The sequence below is a fragment of the Paenibacillus sp. SC116 genome, assembly GCF_024733555.1.
GTDB lineage: Bacteria > Bacillota > Bacilli > Paenibacillales > Paenibacillaceae > Paenibacillus_B.
This window is the reverse complement of the sequence record NZ_JANIOF010000001.1, coordinates 471,277-491,454: the sequence shown is the minus strand read 5'-3', so window position 1 is coordinate 491,454 and position 20,178 is coordinate 471,277. Positions and strand designations below refer to the sequence as shown.

Annotated in this window: 17 protein-coding genes; 3 read left to right on the top strand and 14 right to left on the bottom strand. The window is 42.3% G+C overall.

The window, feature by feature from the left end:
• Positions 1 to 106 precede the first annotated feature (106 nt).
• From NQ117_RS01925 to NQ117_RS01910, 4 genes are all read right to left on the bottom strand, one after another.
• Positions 107 to 1,084, bottom strand: a complete 978-nt coding sequence (locus NQ117_RS01925) for a hypothetical protein (protein WP_258276337.1) — start codon at positions 1,082 to 1,084, stop codon at positions 107 to 109.
• A 634-nt stretch (positions 1,085 to 1,718) separates the two neighbouring features.
• Complete coding sequence (locus NQ117_RS01920; protein WP_258276336.1) at positions 1,719 to 2,264, bottom strand: GNAT family N-acetyltransferase; 546 nt, start codon at positions 2,262 to 2,264, stop codon at positions 1,719 to 1,721.
• 202 nt (positions 2,265 to 2,466) lie between these two features.
• Complete coding sequence (locus NQ117_RS01915; protein WP_258276335.1) at positions 2,467 to 3,759, bottom strand: dicarboxylate/amino acid:cation symporter; 1,293 nt, start codon at positions 3,757 to 3,759, stop codon at positions 2,467 to 2,469.
• A 164-nt stretch (positions 3,760 to 3,923) separates the two neighbouring features.
• On the bottom strand, positions 3,924 to 4,988 hold the full coding sequence (locus NQ117_RS01910; RefSeq protein ID WP_258276334.1) for a TRAP transporter substrate-binding protein: 1,065 nt from the start codon (positions 4,986 to 4,988) through the stop codon (positions 3,924 to 3,926).
• Positions 4,989 to 5,072: 84 nt separating this feature from the next.
• Between NQ117_RS01910 and NQ117_RS01905 the strand changes: the two genes are divergently transcribed.
• Together NQ117_RS01905 and NQ117_RS01900 are read left to right on the top strand one after the other, a co-directional pair.
• Positions 5,073 to 6,698 (top strand): ATP-binding protein, encoded by a 1,626-nt coding sequence (locus tag NQ117_RS01905; protein ID WP_258276333.1) that lies wholly within the window; start codon positions 5,073 to 5,075, stop codon positions 6,696 to 6,698.
• A 62-nt stretch (positions 6,699 to 6,760) separates the two neighbouring features.
• The gene (locus NQ117_RS01900; RefSeq protein ID WP_258276332.1) at positions 6,761 to 7,600 is read left to right on the top strand and encodes a response regulator transcription factor; all 840 of its coding nucleotides are present in this window, start codon (positions 6,761 to 6,763) and stop codon (positions 7,598 to 7,600) included.
• Positions 7,601 to 7,851: 251 nt separating this feature from the next.
• On the opposite strand, the gene NQ117_RS01895 is transcribed toward NQ117_RS01900, so the two are convergent.
• On the bottom strand, positions 7,852 to 10,449 hold the full coding sequence (locus NQ117_RS01895; RefSeq protein ID WP_258278135.1) for a winged helix-turn-helix domain-containing protein: 2,598 nt from the start codon (positions 10,447 to 10,449) through the stop codon (positions 7,852 to 7,854).
• Positions 10,450 to 10,569: 120 nt separating this feature from the next.
• Here NQ117_RS01895 and NQ117_RS01890 point away from each other — a divergent pair, with 120 nt between their 5' ends.
• Entirely contained in the window at positions 10,570 to 11,430 is an 861-nt protein-coding gene (locus tag NQ117_RS01890) for a hypothetical protein (RefSeq protein ID WP_258276331.1), read from the top strand.
• 226 nt (positions 11,431 to 11,656) lie between these two features.
• Here the strand turns inward: NQ117_RS01890 and NQ117_RS01885 are convergent, their stop codons facing one another.
• From NQ117_RS01885 to NQ117_RS01845, 9 genes are all read right to left on the bottom strand, one after another.
• Positions 11,657 to 12,370: an ABC transporter permease gene (locus NQ117_RS01885; protein ID WP_258276330.1), complete on the bottom strand. Its 714-nt coding sequence runs from the start codon at positions 12,368 to 12,370 to the stop codon at positions 11,657 to 11,659.
• Positions 12,367 to 13,215 (bottom strand): ABC transporter ATP-binding protein, encoded by an 849-nt coding sequence (locus NQ117_RS01880; protein WP_258276329.1) that lies wholly within the window; start codon positions 13,213 to 13,215, stop codon positions 12,367 to 12,369. The genes NQ117_RS01885 and NQ117_RS01880 overlap by 4 nt, the downstream gene beginning before the upstream one ends.
• 159 nt (positions 13,216 to 13,374) lie before the next feature.
• Positions 13,375 to 14,451: a LytTR family transcriptional regulator DNA-binding domain-containing protein gene (locus NQ117_RS01875; protein ID WP_258276328.1), complete on the bottom strand. Its 1,077-nt coding sequence runs from the start codon at positions 14,449 to 14,451 to the stop codon at positions 13,375 to 13,377.
• A gap of 306 nt (positions 14,452 to 14,757) precedes the next feature.
• Positions 14,758 to 15,639 (bottom strand): CPBP family intramembrane glutamic endopeptidase, encoded by an 882-nt coding sequence (locus tag NQ117_RS01870; RefSeq protein WP_258276327.1) that lies wholly within the window; start codon positions 15,637 to 15,639, stop codon positions 14,758 to 14,760.
• A 58-nt stretch (positions 15,640 to 15,697) separates the two neighbouring features.
• On the bottom strand, positions 15,698 to 16,318 hold the full coding sequence (locus NQ117_RS01865; protein WP_258276326.1) for an ABC-2 transporter permease: 621 nt from the start codon (positions 16,316 to 16,318) through the stop codon (positions 15,698 to 15,700).
• Positions 16,311 to 17,177: an ABC transporter ATP-binding protein gene (locus NQ117_RS01860; RefSeq protein ID WP_258276325.1), complete on the bottom strand. Its 867-nt coding sequence runs from the start codon at positions 17,175 to 17,177 to the stop codon at positions 16,311 to 16,313. Before NQ117_RS01860 ends, NQ117_RS01865 begins: the two co-directional genes overlap by 8 nt.
• Positions 17,174 to 17,557 carry a GntR family transcriptional regulator gene (locus tag NQ117_RS01855; protein ID WP_258276324.1) on the bottom strand — a complete coding sequence of 128 codons (384 nt, stop codon included), beginning with the start codon at positions 17,555 to 17,557 and terminating at the stop codon, positions 17,174 to 17,176. Before NQ117_RS01855 ends, NQ117_RS01860 begins: the two co-directional genes overlap by 4 nt.
• A 297-nt stretch (positions 17,558 to 17,854) precedes the next feature.
• The gene (locus NQ117_RS01850; RefSeq protein ID WP_258276323.1) at positions 17,855 to 19,087 is read right to left on the bottom strand and encodes a phosphatidylinositol-specific phospholipase C; all 1,233 of its coding nucleotides are present in this window, start codon (positions 19,085 to 19,087) and stop codon (positions 17,855 to 17,857) included.
• Between the two features lie 174 nt (positions 19,088 to 19,261).
• Complete coding sequence (locus tag NQ117_RS01845; protein ID WP_258276322.1) at positions 19,262 to 20,155, bottom strand: Vgb family protein; 894 nt, start codon at positions 20,153 to 20,155, stop codon at positions 19,262 to 19,264.
• Positions 20,156 to 20,178 lie beyond the last annotated feature (23 nt).

Here is a 20,178-nt window from a genome sequence, read left to right as displayed (position 1 = left end):
CCTTCTTGTTTTACATTAAAAATCCCCCTACATATGTAGGAGGATAGACAGTACATAAATAGTAAGAGGAAGCTATGCGCCACCCGCTTCTACGAAATGTAAGAAATTACTGTATAAACTGGGAAGCATTGAAATCATTGAAATAGTGTACACCGTCATGCAGGAGATCAGTCGATGTTTTTTTGCGATTCGTGTTGAACCATAGTTTATCTCCGTGCGCGACTCCAACACCCTCAATCTCAAATAATTCAGGGTACGCAGCAGATGTAATGCGGAATGACAGATTAGGATCGGAAGTTATTCGACCCGATGCATTAGATACATTACGATAAACAAGTACGATACTAACATTTTTATTTGTTATGGGTACAAATATTGCGTTTTTATAAATAGCGAAGCTTTGGTGTGTATAAGTGATATCAGGGAGAGGGCTGCCATTGACCAGCGCTCCTTTAACATTAATGCTAAAGGCAGCAGTCATGTTAATGGTACCGCTGTTTGCGTTCAGTGGAAGTGAACCCTTATAAAAGCTTTCTCCCCTTTTGAAAAGAAAGTTAATCGTATTAGCGTCTTTGCTAAGTACTTTCACACCTGAAACGGACTTGTTTACTCCGCCCTCTTTAATGGTGTAGCTACCAACTTTGTAATACGTCGAACCTACATATTTCAACTTCACCAGACTCATAACGCCCGCAGTTCCGTCTTTCATCGTGGCAACGAACATATAATGAGTTCCATCGATGGTGCTGAGTACAATATCGTTAGCGTGACCCAGGTCAGTTCTGTAGGTAGTTCCGTTATCACCATTTGTCATGAGCTCGGTAGCTCCTGTGTTCATATTCGTACGGTAAATGACCTGCTTTTGATCCCCATTGCTGACTTTTACGCTATATGCATAGGTGGACCCCACATCAAAGCCTTGTGCGGAGTTGCCTCCATTTGCATTTTCTAGCGTTGCAACAGTGGTATACGTGTTGAAATAAGCCGCGCTCGCTGTAAGAGGTATCATCACCGTTGTACAGAGGAGAAAGACTACAAAGAGGATGAAAGGCTTTCTAGGTTTCAAAGTCAGTCTACTTTTCATAATAGTAACCTCCATCAATATCGTTTTTAGTTGTTAGCATCGCTCGAATGCGCTTCCATACCTTTCGCAGGTATAACAAAATAAAGCTTACTTAAGCCAGGTAAATTTCAAATGATAATGTTAGGTGCTGAAAGTGTTCCAACATAGCTAATACAGGAATTGTGCTGTGGAATGGATAGATAGTTATGCTCGTGTTCACCTCATCTTTCGTGGTGGATTTGAGGGAGTTTTGCAGAAAAACTTTACTTTGGGGCTGTTTTTTTGAATTTTTATTTTGCTTGGGATTAATATACTCTCGATTCTTTTAAAAGTCCAGTAGATTCTGGAAAGGAATTGGTTTTTTTGTATATTCACATAGAAAAAAAGAGCTCACATTCAATGCGGGCTCTTTTTTGTGCTAGCAGACTTTGGCTGCCAACAATTAAACTGATATTTTGGGTTCGTTTCATAGCCGAGTCTTTCACATTTATAGGTAACTCTGGCTCCAATTTCTTTAATGACTCTAAAGTTCACGCACGTAGCACAACAATGATATTTATTTTCCATACGATAATCGTATCGTCAAAGAGCTTCGTTGTCTACTTCTTCGATGCATTCTACATCAAGTACCATTCAGCAGCGATATTCACTGTTTTCATATCGCACTGTTTAAAATTCCATAATGAATAAGGTCTTCATATTTATTTTCTTTATAGACATGCTGAGCTAATCTACCTTCTTCCAGCATGCCAACCTTCTGCATAACCCGCCCAGAAGCAGGATTGGAAGCGAAGAACCTAGCGTAAACTTTGTGGTATTGTTTTTCTGAAAAGGCGAACGCAATAACAGCTTTGGTTGCTTCCGTCGCATACCCTTTACCCCAATATTCCTCAGCGATCCAATAGCCAAGTTCACCATTTTTATGTGTTTTATGATTGGTTAATCCTATTGCCCCATAGAGCTCGTGTGTATTTTTATCCGTGATAGCAAACTCATAATATCGATTATTATTAAAATTATCTTCATGGGTTTGAATCCATGATATTGCACTTTCTATCGGATATGGATAAGGAAGCGTCAATGTACTTTTGTAGACATTATAATTGTTGCAGAACTCATAGACACGCTGTGCATCCGATAATTGAAACGGTCTTATCAACAACCTGTCGGTTCTAATAGTTCTATTCTCCTGATTGTACATTGCATTACCTCCTTATATAGTCAAGAGCTATTCATCATTATTCAGCACCGAATAAAAGAGTATTCTTGATATAGTATAATAGTGGGAATTGAACGTCAATGCATAAGGTAATGATTTATACAGAAATAGAAATCCCCTTCTTGTCACGTAAAAAAGACCCCCATCCCACTACAACGTAGTGTTGGAGGTCAATAAGCATGACCTATTTCGCTTCCGTTATTGGCGTATTGGCGATAGCTGCGCGATTTCTAAAATCACTATCTGCTGCATATTCCGCAGGCGGATGGAATTCCTTTTCCATTTTCGCAACTACAACTGTAGCTACGCCATTACCGATCAAGTTCGTAATCGCACGTGCCTCAGACATAAAGCGATCTACACCGATAAGCAGCGCCAGCCCTGCGACCGGAATCGTCGGAAACGCCGCAAGTGTTGCGGCAAGCGTAATAAATCCAGAGCCCGTTACGCCTGCTGCTCCTTTGGAAGTGAGCATCAAAATTCCGAGCAACACGAGTTGTTCCCACATTGTAAGATCTACGCCGTATGCTTGTGCAATAAATATAGCAGCCATAGACAAGTAAATCGATGTTCCGTCTAAGTTAAACGAGTAGCCTGTCGGCACCACTAGTCCGACAACAGATTTCGAGCAGCCGTACTTCTCCAGCTTATCCATCATACGTGGCAGCGCCGACTCGGAGGAAGAGGTACCAAGAACAAGCAAAATTTCATCTTTAATATAACGAATAAATTTAAATAGTCGGAAGCCATACATACGTGCAATACCGCCCAAAACAAATACAACGAACAAGAACATAGTAATGTATACGCACGTCATCAATAAGCCAAGCTTTGTTAATGATCCAATACCGAATTTACCAATCGTGTACGCCATTGCACCAAACGCCGCAATTGGTGACACCTTCATCACCATATTAACGACATTGAAAAAGGCATGCGATAGTCGATCAAACAAATCAACAATCGGCTTTGCTTTGTCCCCCATTGCCGTTAAGGCCACGCCAAACAGTACGGCAAAGAACAAGATAGGCAGCAAATCACCTTGGGCCAACGCGCCAACTACATTTTCAGGTACGATCGCTATTAAAAATTCGACCATACTCTGATTGCTTTCCTCTGCTTTTTGTACGTACTGGCTGACGTCCGCTTTTACAGCAGAAGTGTCAAAGCCTTCGCCCGGCTTTATAACGTTAACCACAATAAGTCCGATTGCCAACGCAATGGTGGTAACGATTTCAAAATACAGCAGCGCTTTACCGCCGATGCGACCAACCTTCTTCATATCACCCATGCTGGCAATACCATTTACAACCGTGAACAAGACAATTGGTGCGATAACCATTTTTATCAGCTTAATAAAGACATCTCCGAGCACTTTGAGCTTCTCACCAAAGGCTGGGAAGAAGTGACCGACCAATATACCGAGAATAATGGCGATAACGACTTGGACCGTCAAGTTTTTAAAATTGATTCTCATCCGGAACATCCTTTCTTGTCAGGTCTACAATGTGAAGGGATTGTGAATTTGTGTCCTCATTGTAGAAAAGAAAGCGGTTCCATTCAATAATATGGTCATATTGGTCTTTTTGGTCTTAACAGGATCGGTTCGAAGCGTGTACGTGTTCACTCCTACTAATATGGCTAGGGTTGATGAGAGTCATATTTATGTCCTACTGCTTTAATCTGCGCGAGTAATGGTGCCCCAATCTCTTGCTCCATCTGCTCGTAGATTGGCGCTAGCGCTTCTAGCCACTCCTCCCTCTCCTTAACTGTGAGCTGGTGAATATCCATCATGCCGCTATTCCTAATTTGATCGAGCTGCTGCTGGTTTAGCCGCTGCGCAAGTTCTCGATTCCATTCTGTCGTCTCTGCTACTATCAGCTCTAGCTCGCTGCGAATATCAGCCGGAAGCCCTTCCCAGAATGACTGATTGACAATAACCGTATAACCTAAATAGCCATGATTACTAATTGTCATATACCGCTGTACTTGATAGAGTCGTTTACTATATATGTTCGATATCGTATTCTCCTGCCCATCGACATCACCTCGCACCACACTCCGATACACTTCCGTAAAAGGCATCATGACCGCTTGTGCGCCTAAGGCATGGAACTGCTTCTCCAGTACGTTGCTTGGCAAAATTCGAAACGTCTGACCTGCAAAATCCGCAGGATGAATTAATGGCCGATGCGCACTAGTCACCTGCTTGAATCCGTTATTCCAGAAGGAAATGCCTTTCATATTCGCACTCGTTAGCTCAGCAAGCAGTTGCTCGCCAATATCTCCGCGAAGTGCTTCATCTACCGCCTGCTGGTTAGGAAAAGCAAATGGCAAGTCAAATGCACCCCAGCTTGGAAATGCATTGGTTAAGTTCGAGAAAGACGGGGCTATCATTTGGATATCACCTCGACTAAGGGCGTCCAATTCATGCTTATCCGAATATAAAATTCCATTCGGGTACACCTGCACTTCAACACGATCACTCAATCGCTCGCGCACAAGCTTGGCAAAATGTTCGGCCGCTAAGCCTTTAGGCGTATTTTCAGCGACAACGTGGTTGAATTTGATGACGATGCGATCTTTTAACCCTACTTGTTCCGCATCATAAGGCAAAGATTTTGACATATTAGGCGGAAATCCGATCAACATAGCGGTAATGAGACCAACAAGGACAAATAACCCCATGCTAACGAAAGATCTCATATATTTACTCCTTCCCTGTTGATTATTTCCATTTATTATTTCACAATGATAGAAAGACGTAAATGGTAGGGAGCGAACCGATCTATGCAGCGATTCCACATTCGCCACTTGCGCCATATTCGCAATTTGCCTGTGTACGGCAAAATTGCACTGCTTGCATTTGGCCTTACTTCCTTCTCGCTCTTAATAGGTGGCATCATCGCGCTTGGCATTATGACAAGCATGACCGAGGATGAGCTTGGTCGCCGATTGATGACGACAGCGCGTACCGTAGCAGAACAGCCGCATATCCGAGAAAAAGTGCAGCTTCCCGTAAAAGCAGCACAAGACATCGCCTACGAAACTGAAAATATTCGGATGATCAACGATGTATCCTATATCGTCGTGCTCAATATGGATCGAATTCGCTATTCACACCCGATCACAGATCGGATCGGCCAACCCATTGCGGAAAAGGATGCAGAGCCCGCCTTCGCGGAGCACTCGTACCTATCTAAAGTAAAAGGCGAAGTAGGCTCCGCCCTGCGGGCTTATGTACCGATTATGAACGAACAGCATCATCAAGTCGGCGTTGTTATGGCTGGTATGATACTGCCCAGTATCAGCCAGATGATTTGGGAGCAGCGCGGTCCGATTGCAGCTACGCTGATGCTCGCCCTCTTATTCGGATTGCTAGGGGCATGGCAGCTATCCCGGAATATTAAGCGGCAAATGTACAATTTGGAGCCGCAAGAAATCGCGCGCATTTTATTGGAGCGCACTGCCGCTTTTCAAGCGATGCATGAGGGTGTCATCGCGGTGGACAACAAGGAGCGCATCACGATATTTAATAATCGTGCCAAGCAAATTTTTGATATTGAGGGCAATCCAGTTGGTCGGCCAATTCGCGATGTCATTCCGGATACGCGGTTGCCAGAAATCTTGACGCTGCAGCAGCCCATCTATAATCGAGAGCTAATCGTACGCAATGCGGTCATTTGGAGCAATCGAATCCCTATTACCGTCCAGGGGCAGACCGTTGGAGCGATTGCTATTTTCCAAGATCGAACAGAACTAACGCACATGGCGGAAGAATTAACTGGCGTTAAAGCCTTTGTCGACGCACTGCGTGTCCAAAATCATGAATACATGAACAAGCTGCATACAATAGCGGGTCTTATACAATTGGAACATTACGAACAAGCACTCGATTATTTGTTCGAGGTGTCCGAACGGCAGGAAGAGCTGCTCTCCTTTGTCAAAGAGCGTTTCTTAGATGAAGGGATTGGCGGGCTACTGCTCAGTAAAATTTCGCGTGGTCAAGAAATCGGTATTCACGTAGAATTAGATAAACGCAGCGGATTGACGTATTTTCCACCGAAGTTGGATCGTCACGACTTTGTGCTGCTGCTCGGAAACTTAATTGAAAACGCTTTCGATGCCTTCGAAGCATCGGATCGTGAACACAAAGAAATGGTCATTAGCATAGAGCAAGATGATGAGGTGCTGTCGATTATGGTCGAGGACAATGCAAACGGAATGGACGATGTTACACAGCAGCATATGCTGGAGAAAGGCTTTTCCACCAAGGCTTCCGAAGGACGCGGCATCGGTCTGTATTTAATCGGAAACATCATTGAAAAAGGCTGCGGAGAACTCGTCTGCCACTCCTCTCCTGGCAATGGAACAACGATTATTATCACCTTCCCGATGCAAGAAAGAGCATCATAATCTAAAATTCACGACCCTATATGACTATGTAAGCTTTGTACTTGTGAAAGGAGTCAATAAGGATGGATTCGAAGCAAGCTCAAACAAATGGATACCGTGTCTTATTAATTGAAGATGATCCGATGGTCCAAGAAGTGAATCGGCAGTTTATCGAGAATGTAACTGGGTTTCGTGTTGAGGGCATTGCTAGCAACGGTGCGGAGGGATTAAAACTGGCACGGGAGTTGGAGCCGGATCTCGTGTTTCTAGATATGTTTATGCCTGTGCAGGATGGTGCCGAGACGCTGCGGCAAATACGGGCGGAAGCACTTCATGTCGATGTGATAGTTGTGACGGCAGCTAAAGATTTGCCTACTGTGAAGCAGATTATGCAAAAAGGAGTCTTCGACTATATTATAAAGCCGTTTAAGTTTGAGCGAATTGAGTCAGCACTGGAACAGTATCGGGCATATCGGATGGCTCTGCATGAAGAGCGCCAAGTTACACAGGCGGAGCTGGATGTTATTTTACGCAGCAAGGCTTCGCAAGCATCGTCCAACATACCTGTAGAGTATCATCGTGGAGCCGGTTCGGCGGTGTTGGGCCAGAGTCTGACTAACGATGGAACATCTAGCCCAACGGCAGACAACAATTTGAGTATATCCTCAGCCTTCGCAATAGACATAGCGACTGCGCTGCCGAAAGGTTTGCAAGCGAGTACCATGAGGCAAATTGTACAATTTCTGCTGCTGCAGCGGTCATTATTGACGGCTGAGGAAGTAGCCGATGGTGTTGGATTGGCGCGGGTAACTGCTCGCCGTTATTTAGATTACTTAGTGCAATCAGGCTCTGTTCGCCTTGATATACGATATGGTAACGTCGGTAGGCCGGTTAATCGTTATGGACTTATTTCTACTGAATGAACCGTGAATCGCATACTCGTGCTTAGATTTTTCTTATACGTTCGCAAGCCAGTTGTCTACTTTTTTCAACTTATTATTGGCAGTCGCTCACGTGCGACAGCCGATCAGCCTAAACAACCGATCCTGCATACAGGATCGGTTTTAAACATCCAACTATAGTAAATTTACGGTACAAATTGTAACATCGCACCCGAAAAACAACTACAAGCCACTGTCTTCGTTTCATCTTAACCACGTTTGAACAATCATTCTTATAACAAGTGCAGCTTCTTTGCCTGCGATACAGCTTGTACACGATTTTTAACATCTAACTTTTGATATAAATGATGAATATAACGCTTCACTGTACCTTCTGACAAATACAAACTTCTAGCAATCTCATCATTGGAATATCCGTTTGCAATGAATTGGAGCATTTCCTGCTCTCTTGGTGTAAGCGAGACAATTGCCGTACTCGTGGCGCTAGATGTGTGTTCTTGAACCAACATGTTACCAGATAGCAACGATAAGAGTTGCTGCGCATACGCTGCTCCACAAGCAGCAAGCCGTTCAGCTATCTCCCCACCCTCATCAAGAAATATTCGAGTATAACCTTCAGGTTCAGCTAAGCTGCACGCTTCTTCCATCGACTTTTTGCTGCTTAATTCTTTTCCAGCGCCGTGGTATGCTAGCGCCAGCAGCAGCAATATTTCAATTCTGCTTCCTAATCGGTTCATCGCTCTAGATTCTTTTTCTAATTGTTTTAACATTCGGATGGCTCGATCCGTCTGCTGTCGCTTTATAAGGATACGAATGACCGTCAATTGTTCATATTCTCTTGCCACATGGACATTTGCTGCGTCAAGCGACTGAAAGTGACGTGATTTCATCCAACGCTCACCCGCTTCTAAATCCCCTTGAGCATAACAGATTCGTACGAGTCGAGCTTCTAACATAATCAACCAATGTTTGTAAGGCTGGTTGTCAAAATAGCGTATCATCTGTTCGATTACGTTTTTTGCTTCATCCCATTCCCCTCTAGCTTGATGAATTTTTGACTGCAAAATAACGCATGGTACCATGATTCCCAACGTTTGTGGAGACAAGCGTACAGTTGCTATTTGATCGAGCGCACTGACCGCCTCATCTAAACGATTCCATTCGTAATACAAATCTGCTAAAAACACATAACCGTGCCCCTGCAATGCATAATGAACCGCCTGCCTCCTCTGCTCTGACTCTGACACTTTCATTGACAATTCATGCATCTTACTTAATCTCCCGCCGAAGCCAATTGGTCCTCGATACAGAAGCGCCTCATGAAGATTGACGACTTTTACAATCGAGGCGAATTTCTTTAAACCCTCCATATTGACGTCAATTAAGGCAATGAATTTGTCCACATCTCCCTGATAATAGGCAATGGAAGCCTGAAACAGCCCAAGCCGCAAACGCTCATCGCCTGGATTCATTGCAGATGCAGTAATAATGCTTCCAGCATCTCTATTTATGTGCTGCATGACCTGCTCCAATAGCCTGCTCGCCTCTTCAAGCCGCCCCATAAATGCCATCTTTCCTACCTGAAAATAAAATAAATCCGGATGTGTTGCAATGAGAGAAAGCGGAATTTGCTCCAGCCAATCTAATAGAGTCGATTCTTCACCACTGCTAATAATGACTGCTAAGTTCCTATCCATACATTCAGCCGCAGCTTCATGAGCACCCGCTTGAAGGGCGTGCGATATCGCTTGCATACATAAGCCATTGCTGTTCAACCACTCGTATGCTCTACGATGTAGATTTTTCAAATCTAATGAACTAAGTTTATAAACGAGACGTTCTCTAAGCATCGTAATAAATAAATGATGATAACGATACCAAGTGCGCGTATCATCTATCCGATTCAGAAACATATGATTGCGTTCGAGTGTGCTGAGGAGTTGTGCAGCGTCGCTACGTTCTGTAACCGCATTCACAAGCGGTATACAAATGCTGTCCAGTACAGCGGTTTGAAGTAAAAACAATTGTATATCATCAGATTGGCGTGAAAGTACTTCTTCCATGAAATAGTCAAATATGTAGTGATTGTTGCCCGAAAACGTCTTAACAGTTGCTGATATATTACCCTTCCCTTCAACATAAAGAAAGGCCAAAATCAGTCCAGCTGCCCACCCTTCCGTCTTTTGCTGGATTAATGCGAGATCGTTATCAGAGAGTAAGCTTTGAGAAGATTTAAGTTGTAGTTCATGTACTTCTTCTAAAGTAAATCGGAGATCTGCTCCATTGATTTCACCCATCTGTTTGCGTGATCGCAACCGTGACAGCGGTAAAGGCGGAGTCATCCTACTGAGGAGTATGATTCGAAGCGTTTCTGGTAAATGCTCAATCACAAATGAAAGGCTGTTATGCACCGTACTATTAGAAATCATATGATAATCGTCCAGTACGAGAAGACATCGTTCGTCTAATCGGATTAGTTCCTGTAAAAGAAACGAAGCGACCATTTCACCTGAATAGCCTTTACAGGACTGTAATATGGGCAGCATAGTTCCAGCAAACCCTGGAAAGCGCGAATCGATTGCATAGCTGACATCAGACCAAAAACTAATAAGTTCATTACTAGTTTCATCCAAAGAAATCCATGCAGCCCTTCTATTGCGGATATGAATCCAGCGGCTAACTAACGTCGTTTTGCCAAAACCAGCAGGTGCGGTAACGATTGTCAGCCGATTTATGATGCTATCATCGAGTCGTGTCATTAAGCGTGTTCGGATAACGTCATGAGCTGACTGCGCTGGTATCGAAATTTTCGAAGTTAGCATGAGCCCAGCATAATTGAGTTGTAGAGCTGCGCTCTTATGAAAATTCATTTTCACAATTAACCCCTCCTGTCAAGACAACTTTCCTTGCTTGTTCGTCCTCTTCTTTTTAGATATTTTAATATCATCCAAAATGGATGTCATTCAAATAATAGAAGGGAGACTCATGAGATGACCATTCAAGTGAGCATTCAAGCCGGAAATGATAAAGAGACTTCAAAGGTAACAGCAACGGGTTCTATGCAGCATATTATTACTGACCGAGAAAGAGAAACATTTGGACTGAATGATGATGCATTGAAAAATGCAGTGAAGATTTATTATGGTGAAGAACCTACAGATGCCTATCTGCATAGTCCTACTCCTTGGGACGATCTTTACAAAAGATACGGCTGGCCACAAGTACAAACTGTATTGAGTGTGAAAAGCGCTACTATTACGGAAATTACCTCGAAACCTACCATTATTGCTACCAAAAAATTCGAAAACAAGAGCAAGAACCGCGCTACATTTAACGCTGGCATCACTTATGAAGTATCTGAAACGTCGACAAGCACTTGGACGCAAAGCAATTCGGTTAGTTTTGAGCAAAGCATCGATTACGGCATAACCTTTTTAGGTGCAGGCGGCGGAGGATCAACAACTCTATCTTATACCCATGAATGGGGACGCGAAGACTCCGAAAGCGAGACCATTACAATAGGCAGCGAAAGCGGTGTTACCGTGGAGTTAGGAGACGGCGATTCTGTTGAGGTTCAACTTAATGCCAGCCACGGCACTATGAAAGTCATGATAGAATATGAAGCGTCTTTGACGGGTTACACAGCAGTTAATTATGAAGATAAGCACAATGGCCATCATTTCTGGGGGATTAACATTGAAAATATGATGAGAGCAGCAAATATCCCTACGACAATAATCATCACGGAAGAAATCTTGCTAGACTATTATGATTATTCCGAAATTAACCTCGTTGATTCGACAAGCAATCAGATTGCTTCATTTGCCTTGCCTCATCCTATATTAAAATAGCTGTCGAGACTTGCTCGACAGCTTGAAAGCCCGCTTCGGCGGGCTTTTTACAACTTCCTATATTCTTCCCCTAAACGCTTTGACAATCTCTCTCAAAATGGTATTCTCGATCATTATTTGATTGCAGCTAAAATGACAACGACAATAACTACAGCAATTACAAATTGAATAATAAAATTTCTCAGGTTAAATTTCATTTTATATGACCTCGCATTCTATTTTTTAATTACTTATCAAAACGACTCTTGCCATAGCTGATAATTGCAATGACGAGAGAGCTAATCGCCCAGAGAAGCATATTAAGGAGATGCCATTTGATCTCTGAGAAACCGCCATTTTGCTCTAGAATGTTGAGTGCCGATGAGAAGCTCTCGGTAGGAAGATAGGTAATGATCTTACTGACGAGAGGGTTATCCAGCATTGCGCTTATTATCGATCCGTAGGTAAAGATCACAAGAAGTGGCAGACCCACAATGGAGGTTTCCATAACCGTGCGTGAGACAAGTCCAATAATGGTACCAAATGAGATGAATATGATTAAGGAAAGTAGAACCATAATGGTGAAATAAAAAAGCCCAGGCACCTGCATGTTGCTTATAAAGATCGAACCAATAACGACCAAGATCGTAATTAGAGAAGACAGAAGGCTCTTGCCTAGCATTATTTCCATCCGTGTAGCCGGAGATAGCAATAAGGCGCGTAGAGTATTTTTCTCCTTTTCTTCAGCCATTATAGTAGCCTGAACAAAGGCGCCTGTTATAACTAGTGCCAGATTGATCGGCGTACCTAGCAGACTGGCGTCATCCGAGCCCGAACGAGATAACATGGCTGCCAGTCCTAATGGCAAAAATATAGTGATTAAAATAGCATAAGCGTTCTTGAGCAGATCCTTTACATCTTTTGCAACGATGGCAGATACTCTTCGAATTGAAAATGTCATTGCAAAGACCTCCCTGTAAGTTGAATGAATATCTCTCCTAAAGTTGGTTCATTCGAGTGAATGGACATCAACTCCCCATTGGTTACATATTGAGCAACAGATTGTGCCCCATCCTCATTCTGTTTGATTTGAATACGGCTACCGTTTCTAAGTACGAGGTTAATTGTAGAATCCCCGTATTTCACACGTAGGTTGTGTGGATTGTCCAACTCTACAATTTTGCCATGATCGAGAAAAGCAAGTCGCTGACAAAGATCTTCTGCTTCTTGCATGTCATGGGTACTTAAAAAAATGGTTGTACCTGACTCATTCAACTTACGGAGGCTTGCATGTATTTGTTGTTTGTTGGTCGGATCTAATGCAGATGTAGGTTCGTCCAGAAACAAAAGTTCAGGTTTATGCAATAAGGCCCTTACTAATGTGACCCTCTGCTTCATTCCTTTGGATAGCTTACTCACTACGGTTTTCTTGTCTTGAATAAGATTAACTTCCTCTAGCACTTCATCAATGCGCTTTACCTCTACATCATATAGCTTACAAAAGAGTTCTAGGTTCTCATACACAGACAGCCGATCATACAACCCACTGTTGTCAGTAAGGATGCCTATCCGTTTCATTTGCGATGAATCACGCAGCTTGCTTACATCTGTACCGAACACTTGCACGGAGCCTGATGTATGCTGGAGTTGTGAGGTGAGAATTTTCACCATCGTTGTTTTACCGGAACCGCTTGGACCTAAAAACCCGAAAATCTCCCCTTTTTGAACATGGAAATCAACGCCATTAAGAGCCGACTTTTTACCAAAAGATTTTACCATCCGCCTTACTTCGATCTCATGTTTCATCCTGTTAGCTCCTTTATCGGTTGATCTTGCTTGTGCAGAACCAATTGTAAGGAAAATCGCATAACTGCGCATTATTTACAGGATAGAAAGAGTAAATGGGGGGCTGAATGCTTCATTTTTGATGTGGAATGGAGGAGCTGTTGCATTAAAAAGGCATCTTTAGATGCCCAACGCCCCCTTTAACTCATCATATTTTCCTTTGGAAAGTGGAATGGAGCTTTTCTTGTCATCATCCAATATGAGGCCAAAACTATTACGTGTCCATGTAATGACTTCACGTACTTTTTGTAGATTTACGATATAGGAACGATGACACCGAAAGAAACCAAGTGGTTTTAGTTTGCTCTCCAGATCATTTAAGGTGAACACACAAGGGAAAGTGGCCCCCTTAACATGAAGGATCGATATCCCCTCACTAATTTCAATGAAATTGATTTCTGTTGGATCGAACAAGATAATCTTATCGTCCACCTTGGCGGGGATTCTCTCCACCCGAACGGGTCGAACTTCGATTGTTGTGGGTGGAAGGATTACCGTTTGTGATGGATGTTCCCCAATGGTAATAGTAATGTCCGTCTGAGGATCAGTAACCGAATCATCGATAACATCCAATTTTTTGAACTCATGCTCATTTAGTCTGTATACTTCATTAGTAATGGAAATGGCATCGGCAAGGTAGGATGTTGTGATCAGAATAGCCTTTCCTTCGTTCAGAAGTTCAGTAAGTAATGCTCGAATAATGATATGGCTTTCCATATCTACGTTCTGCTCGGGTTCTTCCCAGATGAGCAGCATAGGGTTATGTATAATCGTTTTTCCTAGATTCAATCGTTTTTTCTCGGAGAAGGTTAGTGAAGAAATTTTGCTGTTTTGTTTGTCCTCTAATCCGATTTTGTGCAATACTTCATCGATGGAGATAGTTGCCTGGTATATGTCCTTATAAAAAGTGAGCGAATCTTTCACCTTAAGCCGCCCGTAATGTCCATCATCTAGAAAGGAAACGCCTATTTTGTGTGCCTTTTTCTTAAAGGTTTGAGGTAAATTTTCGCTTTCGATAAGCACATGACCACTAGATGCCGGTATATCGCCTAGAAGCAGCTGGATTAATAAATGCCCAAGTTCATTGTTACATTGTATAACGACACACTGACCGCTCGTAATTTGCAGGTTTATCTCTGGCAATAGTGGTGCGTTGCCCTGTCTTTTTATTAAATGATCAATCGTAAGTACAGCCATAAATTTCTCCTCTCTACTCGAAAATTTGGCATGATGGTTAGTTTGCAGGTGGATGAGAATTAGCTTTGAACAAATGTAACGTTGGCTTTGAACGGAATATGAAGCTTCATGCAGCCCATCCGGCAAGCAGAAAATGTAACTATTTCATAGGTTTCATAAGACGACCTTGTTGGGGAATATCTTTCATTTTATTTCAATCATCCTCCTAATTGATCGATTATTAAAAAAGTCGACCACCAAATAACGATTTAGCAGTCGACTCTAAAACATGATTTAATTATTACTAATGATCATATATTCATTTCTTTAGTTTGAAAGAGCTGCAGCTCGCTTGATTTTCCTTTTCTGTACCAAATGCTTCACTCCCAGTATAACGAGAGACACCACACTACCTCCAATAATCACCACAATAGGAATGATGCCTATAATCCCTGGCACTGATTCATGATAGGTTAGAATTGGTGGTGCGCCATAAGCATGTGCAGTGACAATAAATCTCATGATTTCTAAATGTGCAATATGAAAGCCAATCGACGCCCATATATTCCCGCTCCATAGACGAACCAACTGCAACACGAGTCCAAAGCTTACAATAAGAATGACGTAACCCATATTAATGACGTTGCCCGGAGCCATTCCAACTAGCACTTGAAGCAGTGTGACCGAAATGGGGACAGATATAAATAACAACATTTGAATTGGTATGGCTAGCCATGCAGCAAACCGATGTCGCAAGACATCGAACAGAAATCCTCGCAGTCCCAACTCCTCTGGGAATGCTTCATATAAGAAAACAATGATTATATTTACGAATAACGCAGTGAACCACTGATCAGGTGCATGCCATTGTACAATGGAGATCAACCCTTGCGAACTAGCGATCATGAAACCTAATGCAGCTAGTGCTATTGCAAAAAATATCCCCGTAAATAGGTGATAAAGCTTTTTCCACGAATATTCTGGTATTTTAGGCTTAGCTCCAGTTATTCGATAGACATACCGATACAAATATAAAATGGTAGGAACAACAAGCGCAGTCATCACAATGGCTTGAACCCATTTTTGAGATTGTCTTTCTAAGCCGAACAACTGTCCAGCAACTTCACCAGAACAAGTCGCCAGGAACAAGCCCATGACTAATGTTGCCCATCCGGCAAGTAGCAACTGTATCCATTTTTTCGTTTTCATACGACAAACTCTCCTTTTCTATTTATTCCATAGTCATACAACTTTATAATGTCTTCTCCTATAAGTCCTTTTTCGTAAACAGATATACCGTTAAATAACACGATGCAACAAACAACAGTACGGTGCTAAGTAGAATAGTATATAAGATTTGATAATTAACTCCATTCTGAGATGCCGTATAAATAAAACGAGCTACTGGATCAGCCATAACAATAAAACTGAACAAAAATATACCATTTAAAATAGGGGCCCCTTTTTCACTAAGGATATAAAAAAGCGGCAAGTATATAGAAGTTAGAACAAGTAAAATGGCTATAGGGGCCAATATATCGATAATGGCATAATCCACGATGATATACCCTGGAACGACTAGTTTCACAAGCGAGTGAACCCCATAAGAAGCAAGGACTGCAACAATTATACAAATGAGAGATGCCATAAACTTGGCTTGCACAATATGCTTGCGACTAATCGGCAATGTAACTAGAAACTGATGATTATGGTTTTTCGTATCGTTCAAAGTAAGGCTGCTAATGGTAGCGAAAGCTGTAATGATACCTACAAGATGCATAGACATTTCTTTTTTCATAAAAAAGATACAAAATACTGCAAAAATTAAGAGGCTCATGCCTAAAGATATCTTTGAGGCTATGAAGTCTTTTCTAAGCAAGTTAAGCATGAACACGGCCTCCCTTGGCGTTGTAATAGATAATATCTTCTAGGGATGGTTTTTCAAACACAGCGTAATTACCAAATAATTGTGCAGCTTCCTGCCTATCCTCTACTAATCCCTCAAATCCAAAAGGAGTTTCACGGACTCCTACAAACTTCTTTCGAATGTCCGAGTCAAGCAGTTGCCTATCCCCTTTCACAATTGCGTACCTATCGAGCACTTCATCTTTGGATTCACTAAATACGAGCTGACCTCGATTAATGAAACTAATATAGTCGGCAATACGATCCAAATCGGTTGTAATATGAGTCGAGAAAATAATCGAATTCCTTTCGTCCTGCATCATATCCGCAAGCAAATCAAGCAGCTCCCGTCTAAACACAGGATCAAGACCAGAAGTTGGCTCATCCATAATAAGCAGCTCCGCCTCATGTGATAAGGCTACAGCTAGGGAAAACTTAACTTTCATCCCTTTGGACAACTGTCCGATCTTCTTTTTGGGAGACAGTTCGAATTGTTCCAAATAGCTGTTAAACTTTTGTTCATTCCACTTCTCATAAAAAGGTGCGATCATCTTCTTCATATCACGAATGGTTAGATGCTCATAGTAAAAGCAATCATCCGACACAATACCGATCCGCTGCTTAATGTCTACCTCCTGTTTAGGCATATCACAGCCTAATATTTTTATGCTGCCAGAGTCGGGACGAACCATGCCGAGCATCATCTTAATCAGGGTGCTTTTACCTACACCATTTGGACCAATGAGCCCGGTAATGTACCCCTGCTTCACATCCAAAGATATATTGTTAACTGTAAACTGAGGGTATGTTTTCGTTAGATTGCGTAGTTCGATTGCATTCATGATGTCTGTTCCTCCTCGAACAATAAGGTAAGATGCTCAAGTACATCTTGCTGATTCATGCTGAGTTCTTTGCTGTCTCGAATGATTTCAATCATTTTCTCTTCAAGTCGTTTCATGCGCTGCTCACGAATAAAGTCTTTGTTGGCTCCTGATACGAAACTGCCTTTCCCAACGACAGAGTCAATCAAGCTTTCTTTCTCCAACTCTTCGTAGGCACGTTTCGTTGTAATAACGCTGACTTGCAAATCTTTAGCTAGCTGTCTAATCGAAGGAAGGCTGTCGCCTGCTTGCAATTCACCGCTCAGAATACTCTGTCTAATCTGATTCATAATCTGAATGTAAATCGGATCGCTTGATGCATTGGATATAATAATGTTCATGTTCTACCACCTGGTCTAAGTTAATCGATTAACTACTGTGTATATACAATATATACAGTATTCACCCAATCGTCAACATATGAATACATGTACAATTGGATTTCATGTATAATGCCTACTCTTTTATCCCCTAGCTAGCCCCAGCACAAAAACAACTGACATACAACGAAAAAAACCGCCAAGGCGGCGGTTTTTTCATGCGGAATGATCTTATTTTCTGATTGTGATCTTTGTTCCCTATGCCACTACAACCCTCTATAAGATGTTTCTATCCGAGAAGATTTGTTAGAAAGATAATTACAGCGAAAATTTGTTGGATGCGATTATCCTTTCAACCAAGCTAGGTATCGGTTTGTTAGGGAAATCCATAATCAACGTACCTATTCTCTTCGATGCAGTTTGATCCAAGTAACCGTACAGACGGGAATTAAGTCCCTCAATACCTGGACTTCCTTCTGCAACCGTATATGGATACGCACCAGCAGAAGTACCCGATGTAAAATTGAGATACCAATCCGATTGCGCACCATCTACAGCCTTATCCAAGAGCGATTTCACATGATCCCATTTGTTTCCGATATTAAACACGGTTGGGACTTTATATTCGTCTTGAATACGGAGAACGGCATAGGAACTTTCGATAGAAAACGTAGCATCGTCCTTCCAAGCCGTTGCATCGATACCTAGGGTAAGATTGGACTTAAAGCGACGAAGCAGTACAATTTTTCCTCGCACCTCATCTAATGATGGAATGGTTTCGTCGAGATACCACATCGATTCGTTGCCTTCAAGATACCAACGGAATGTATCCTCAAAGCTTCTCGTGTCATCCGCATCTTCGTATTCATGTTTGACCGACATAATAATCGTCTCTCGCGGATGATCTTCTAAGAACTTTAAGCAAACATCTCTTACTCCACCGCCGAACATTAAGTGCTGATACATGATGCCGTGGTGAATCGCAAATCGATTCTCGATATGACGACATCGGATATCAATAAAACGAATCCCTGCTTCCAGTTGTTCTTGAAGGGTCTGTGTTTGACAAATGGCCAAGTCTCCACCATATAAAGCGCAAGTATCATGTGTACCAGGAATGTTAAGCTCTGACAATTTTGAATTTCCTGCTAGTTTGTCCATCCAGCTACTAGTAGGCAAGCGCAATGAAATCGTAATCTTGTTCCAATCGTCGCCAGAGAGCTGAGTTGCTATATATTTGTCTGCACTTGCACCATCCAACCCTATCTCTCGTTTATGATCATGTCGAGCATCATACTGATCGTTTCTAAAAGAAACGGTATCACCATTTTGGAATTGGATATGAAGTCTGTACCACGCAGAGCTTGCCCAATAATTAAGCTCTTCACGCTCCTCGCGGCTGTCATAGGCTGCAAGACTTACATTTTGAAAATTATGATCAGGTCGTGATCCCCCATCCCAATCGTAATTATCGGTGTCCGTCACCCAAATCCGAACCATGCTTAAGGGGGTATTGTTCGTTACTTTTAAGTCCGTTCGAATAGAAGCCATTATGCTCCTCCTTAATATGCCATCTATATGGCTGTATGAGAGTAACTTACGGGGAATTATATGATAGTTTTGAAGATGCCATGCCATAGCGATTCATAAGAAATCTTATTATCTATGAACTAATATACGGATAGCTCATAGCTTTCAATAATGCTGCAATCTCGTGACATGATTTCAGTTATTCCAATCGATGATCAAACGTCCAATTTGATCGCACTGTTCAGCGAACCAAATATCCCCCTTTGAACAGATGGTCAGGCCATGAGGCTCTGAATTCTGTGTAGGTATTGGGAACTCCGAAATAACCCCTTCTATAGTTATTCGGCCAATTTGGTTGCTGCCCCATTCTGTAAACCAAAGATCATTATTATTGCCGGAAATAATCGCATGAGGCCGAGCATTCGCTGTTGGAAGTTGAAATTCCGTGACCTCGCCTGAAGTAGTCATTCTACCAATTTTATTGCCCATAATTTGCACAAACCATAGTGCCCCATCAGGGCCATTCGTAATGCCAACAGGACCGGAATTCAAGGTTGGAATTGGATATTCGGTTACTTCACCAAGCATGTTTATTCTCGCGATCGTATTGCTCTTATTTTGTGTAAACCATAAAGCACCATCTGAGCCGGAAGTAATATAGGATGGAAATGCAGTGGGGTCTGGTAATTCAAATTCGGTGATTTCTCCACAAGTGGAAATCCTTCCGATCTTGCCGCTATTTATTTCGGTAAACCAGATTGCGCCATCAGGGCCTTCCGTTATGCCAAAAGGTGATGCGTTCACCGTAGGAAGCTTATATTCTGTAAAATGGCCAGTGGGCGACATTTTTCCTATATGATTTGCGTTGTATTCTGTAAACCATAAGTCTCCATTCCGATCTGAAATGATCGCCATTACTCCAGCATCTGCTGTAGGAAGTGAGAATGATGTTATCTCTCCGTCCGCATTGATTGTTCCGATTCGACTTCCCTTTTGTTCCGTAAACCATACAGCGCCATCTTTACCCGCCGTAATTCCATATGGCCCTGAATCACGCGAGGTTGCGTATTCGTTTATCGTTGTCCTCATATCTATTGCCTCCTATCATATCA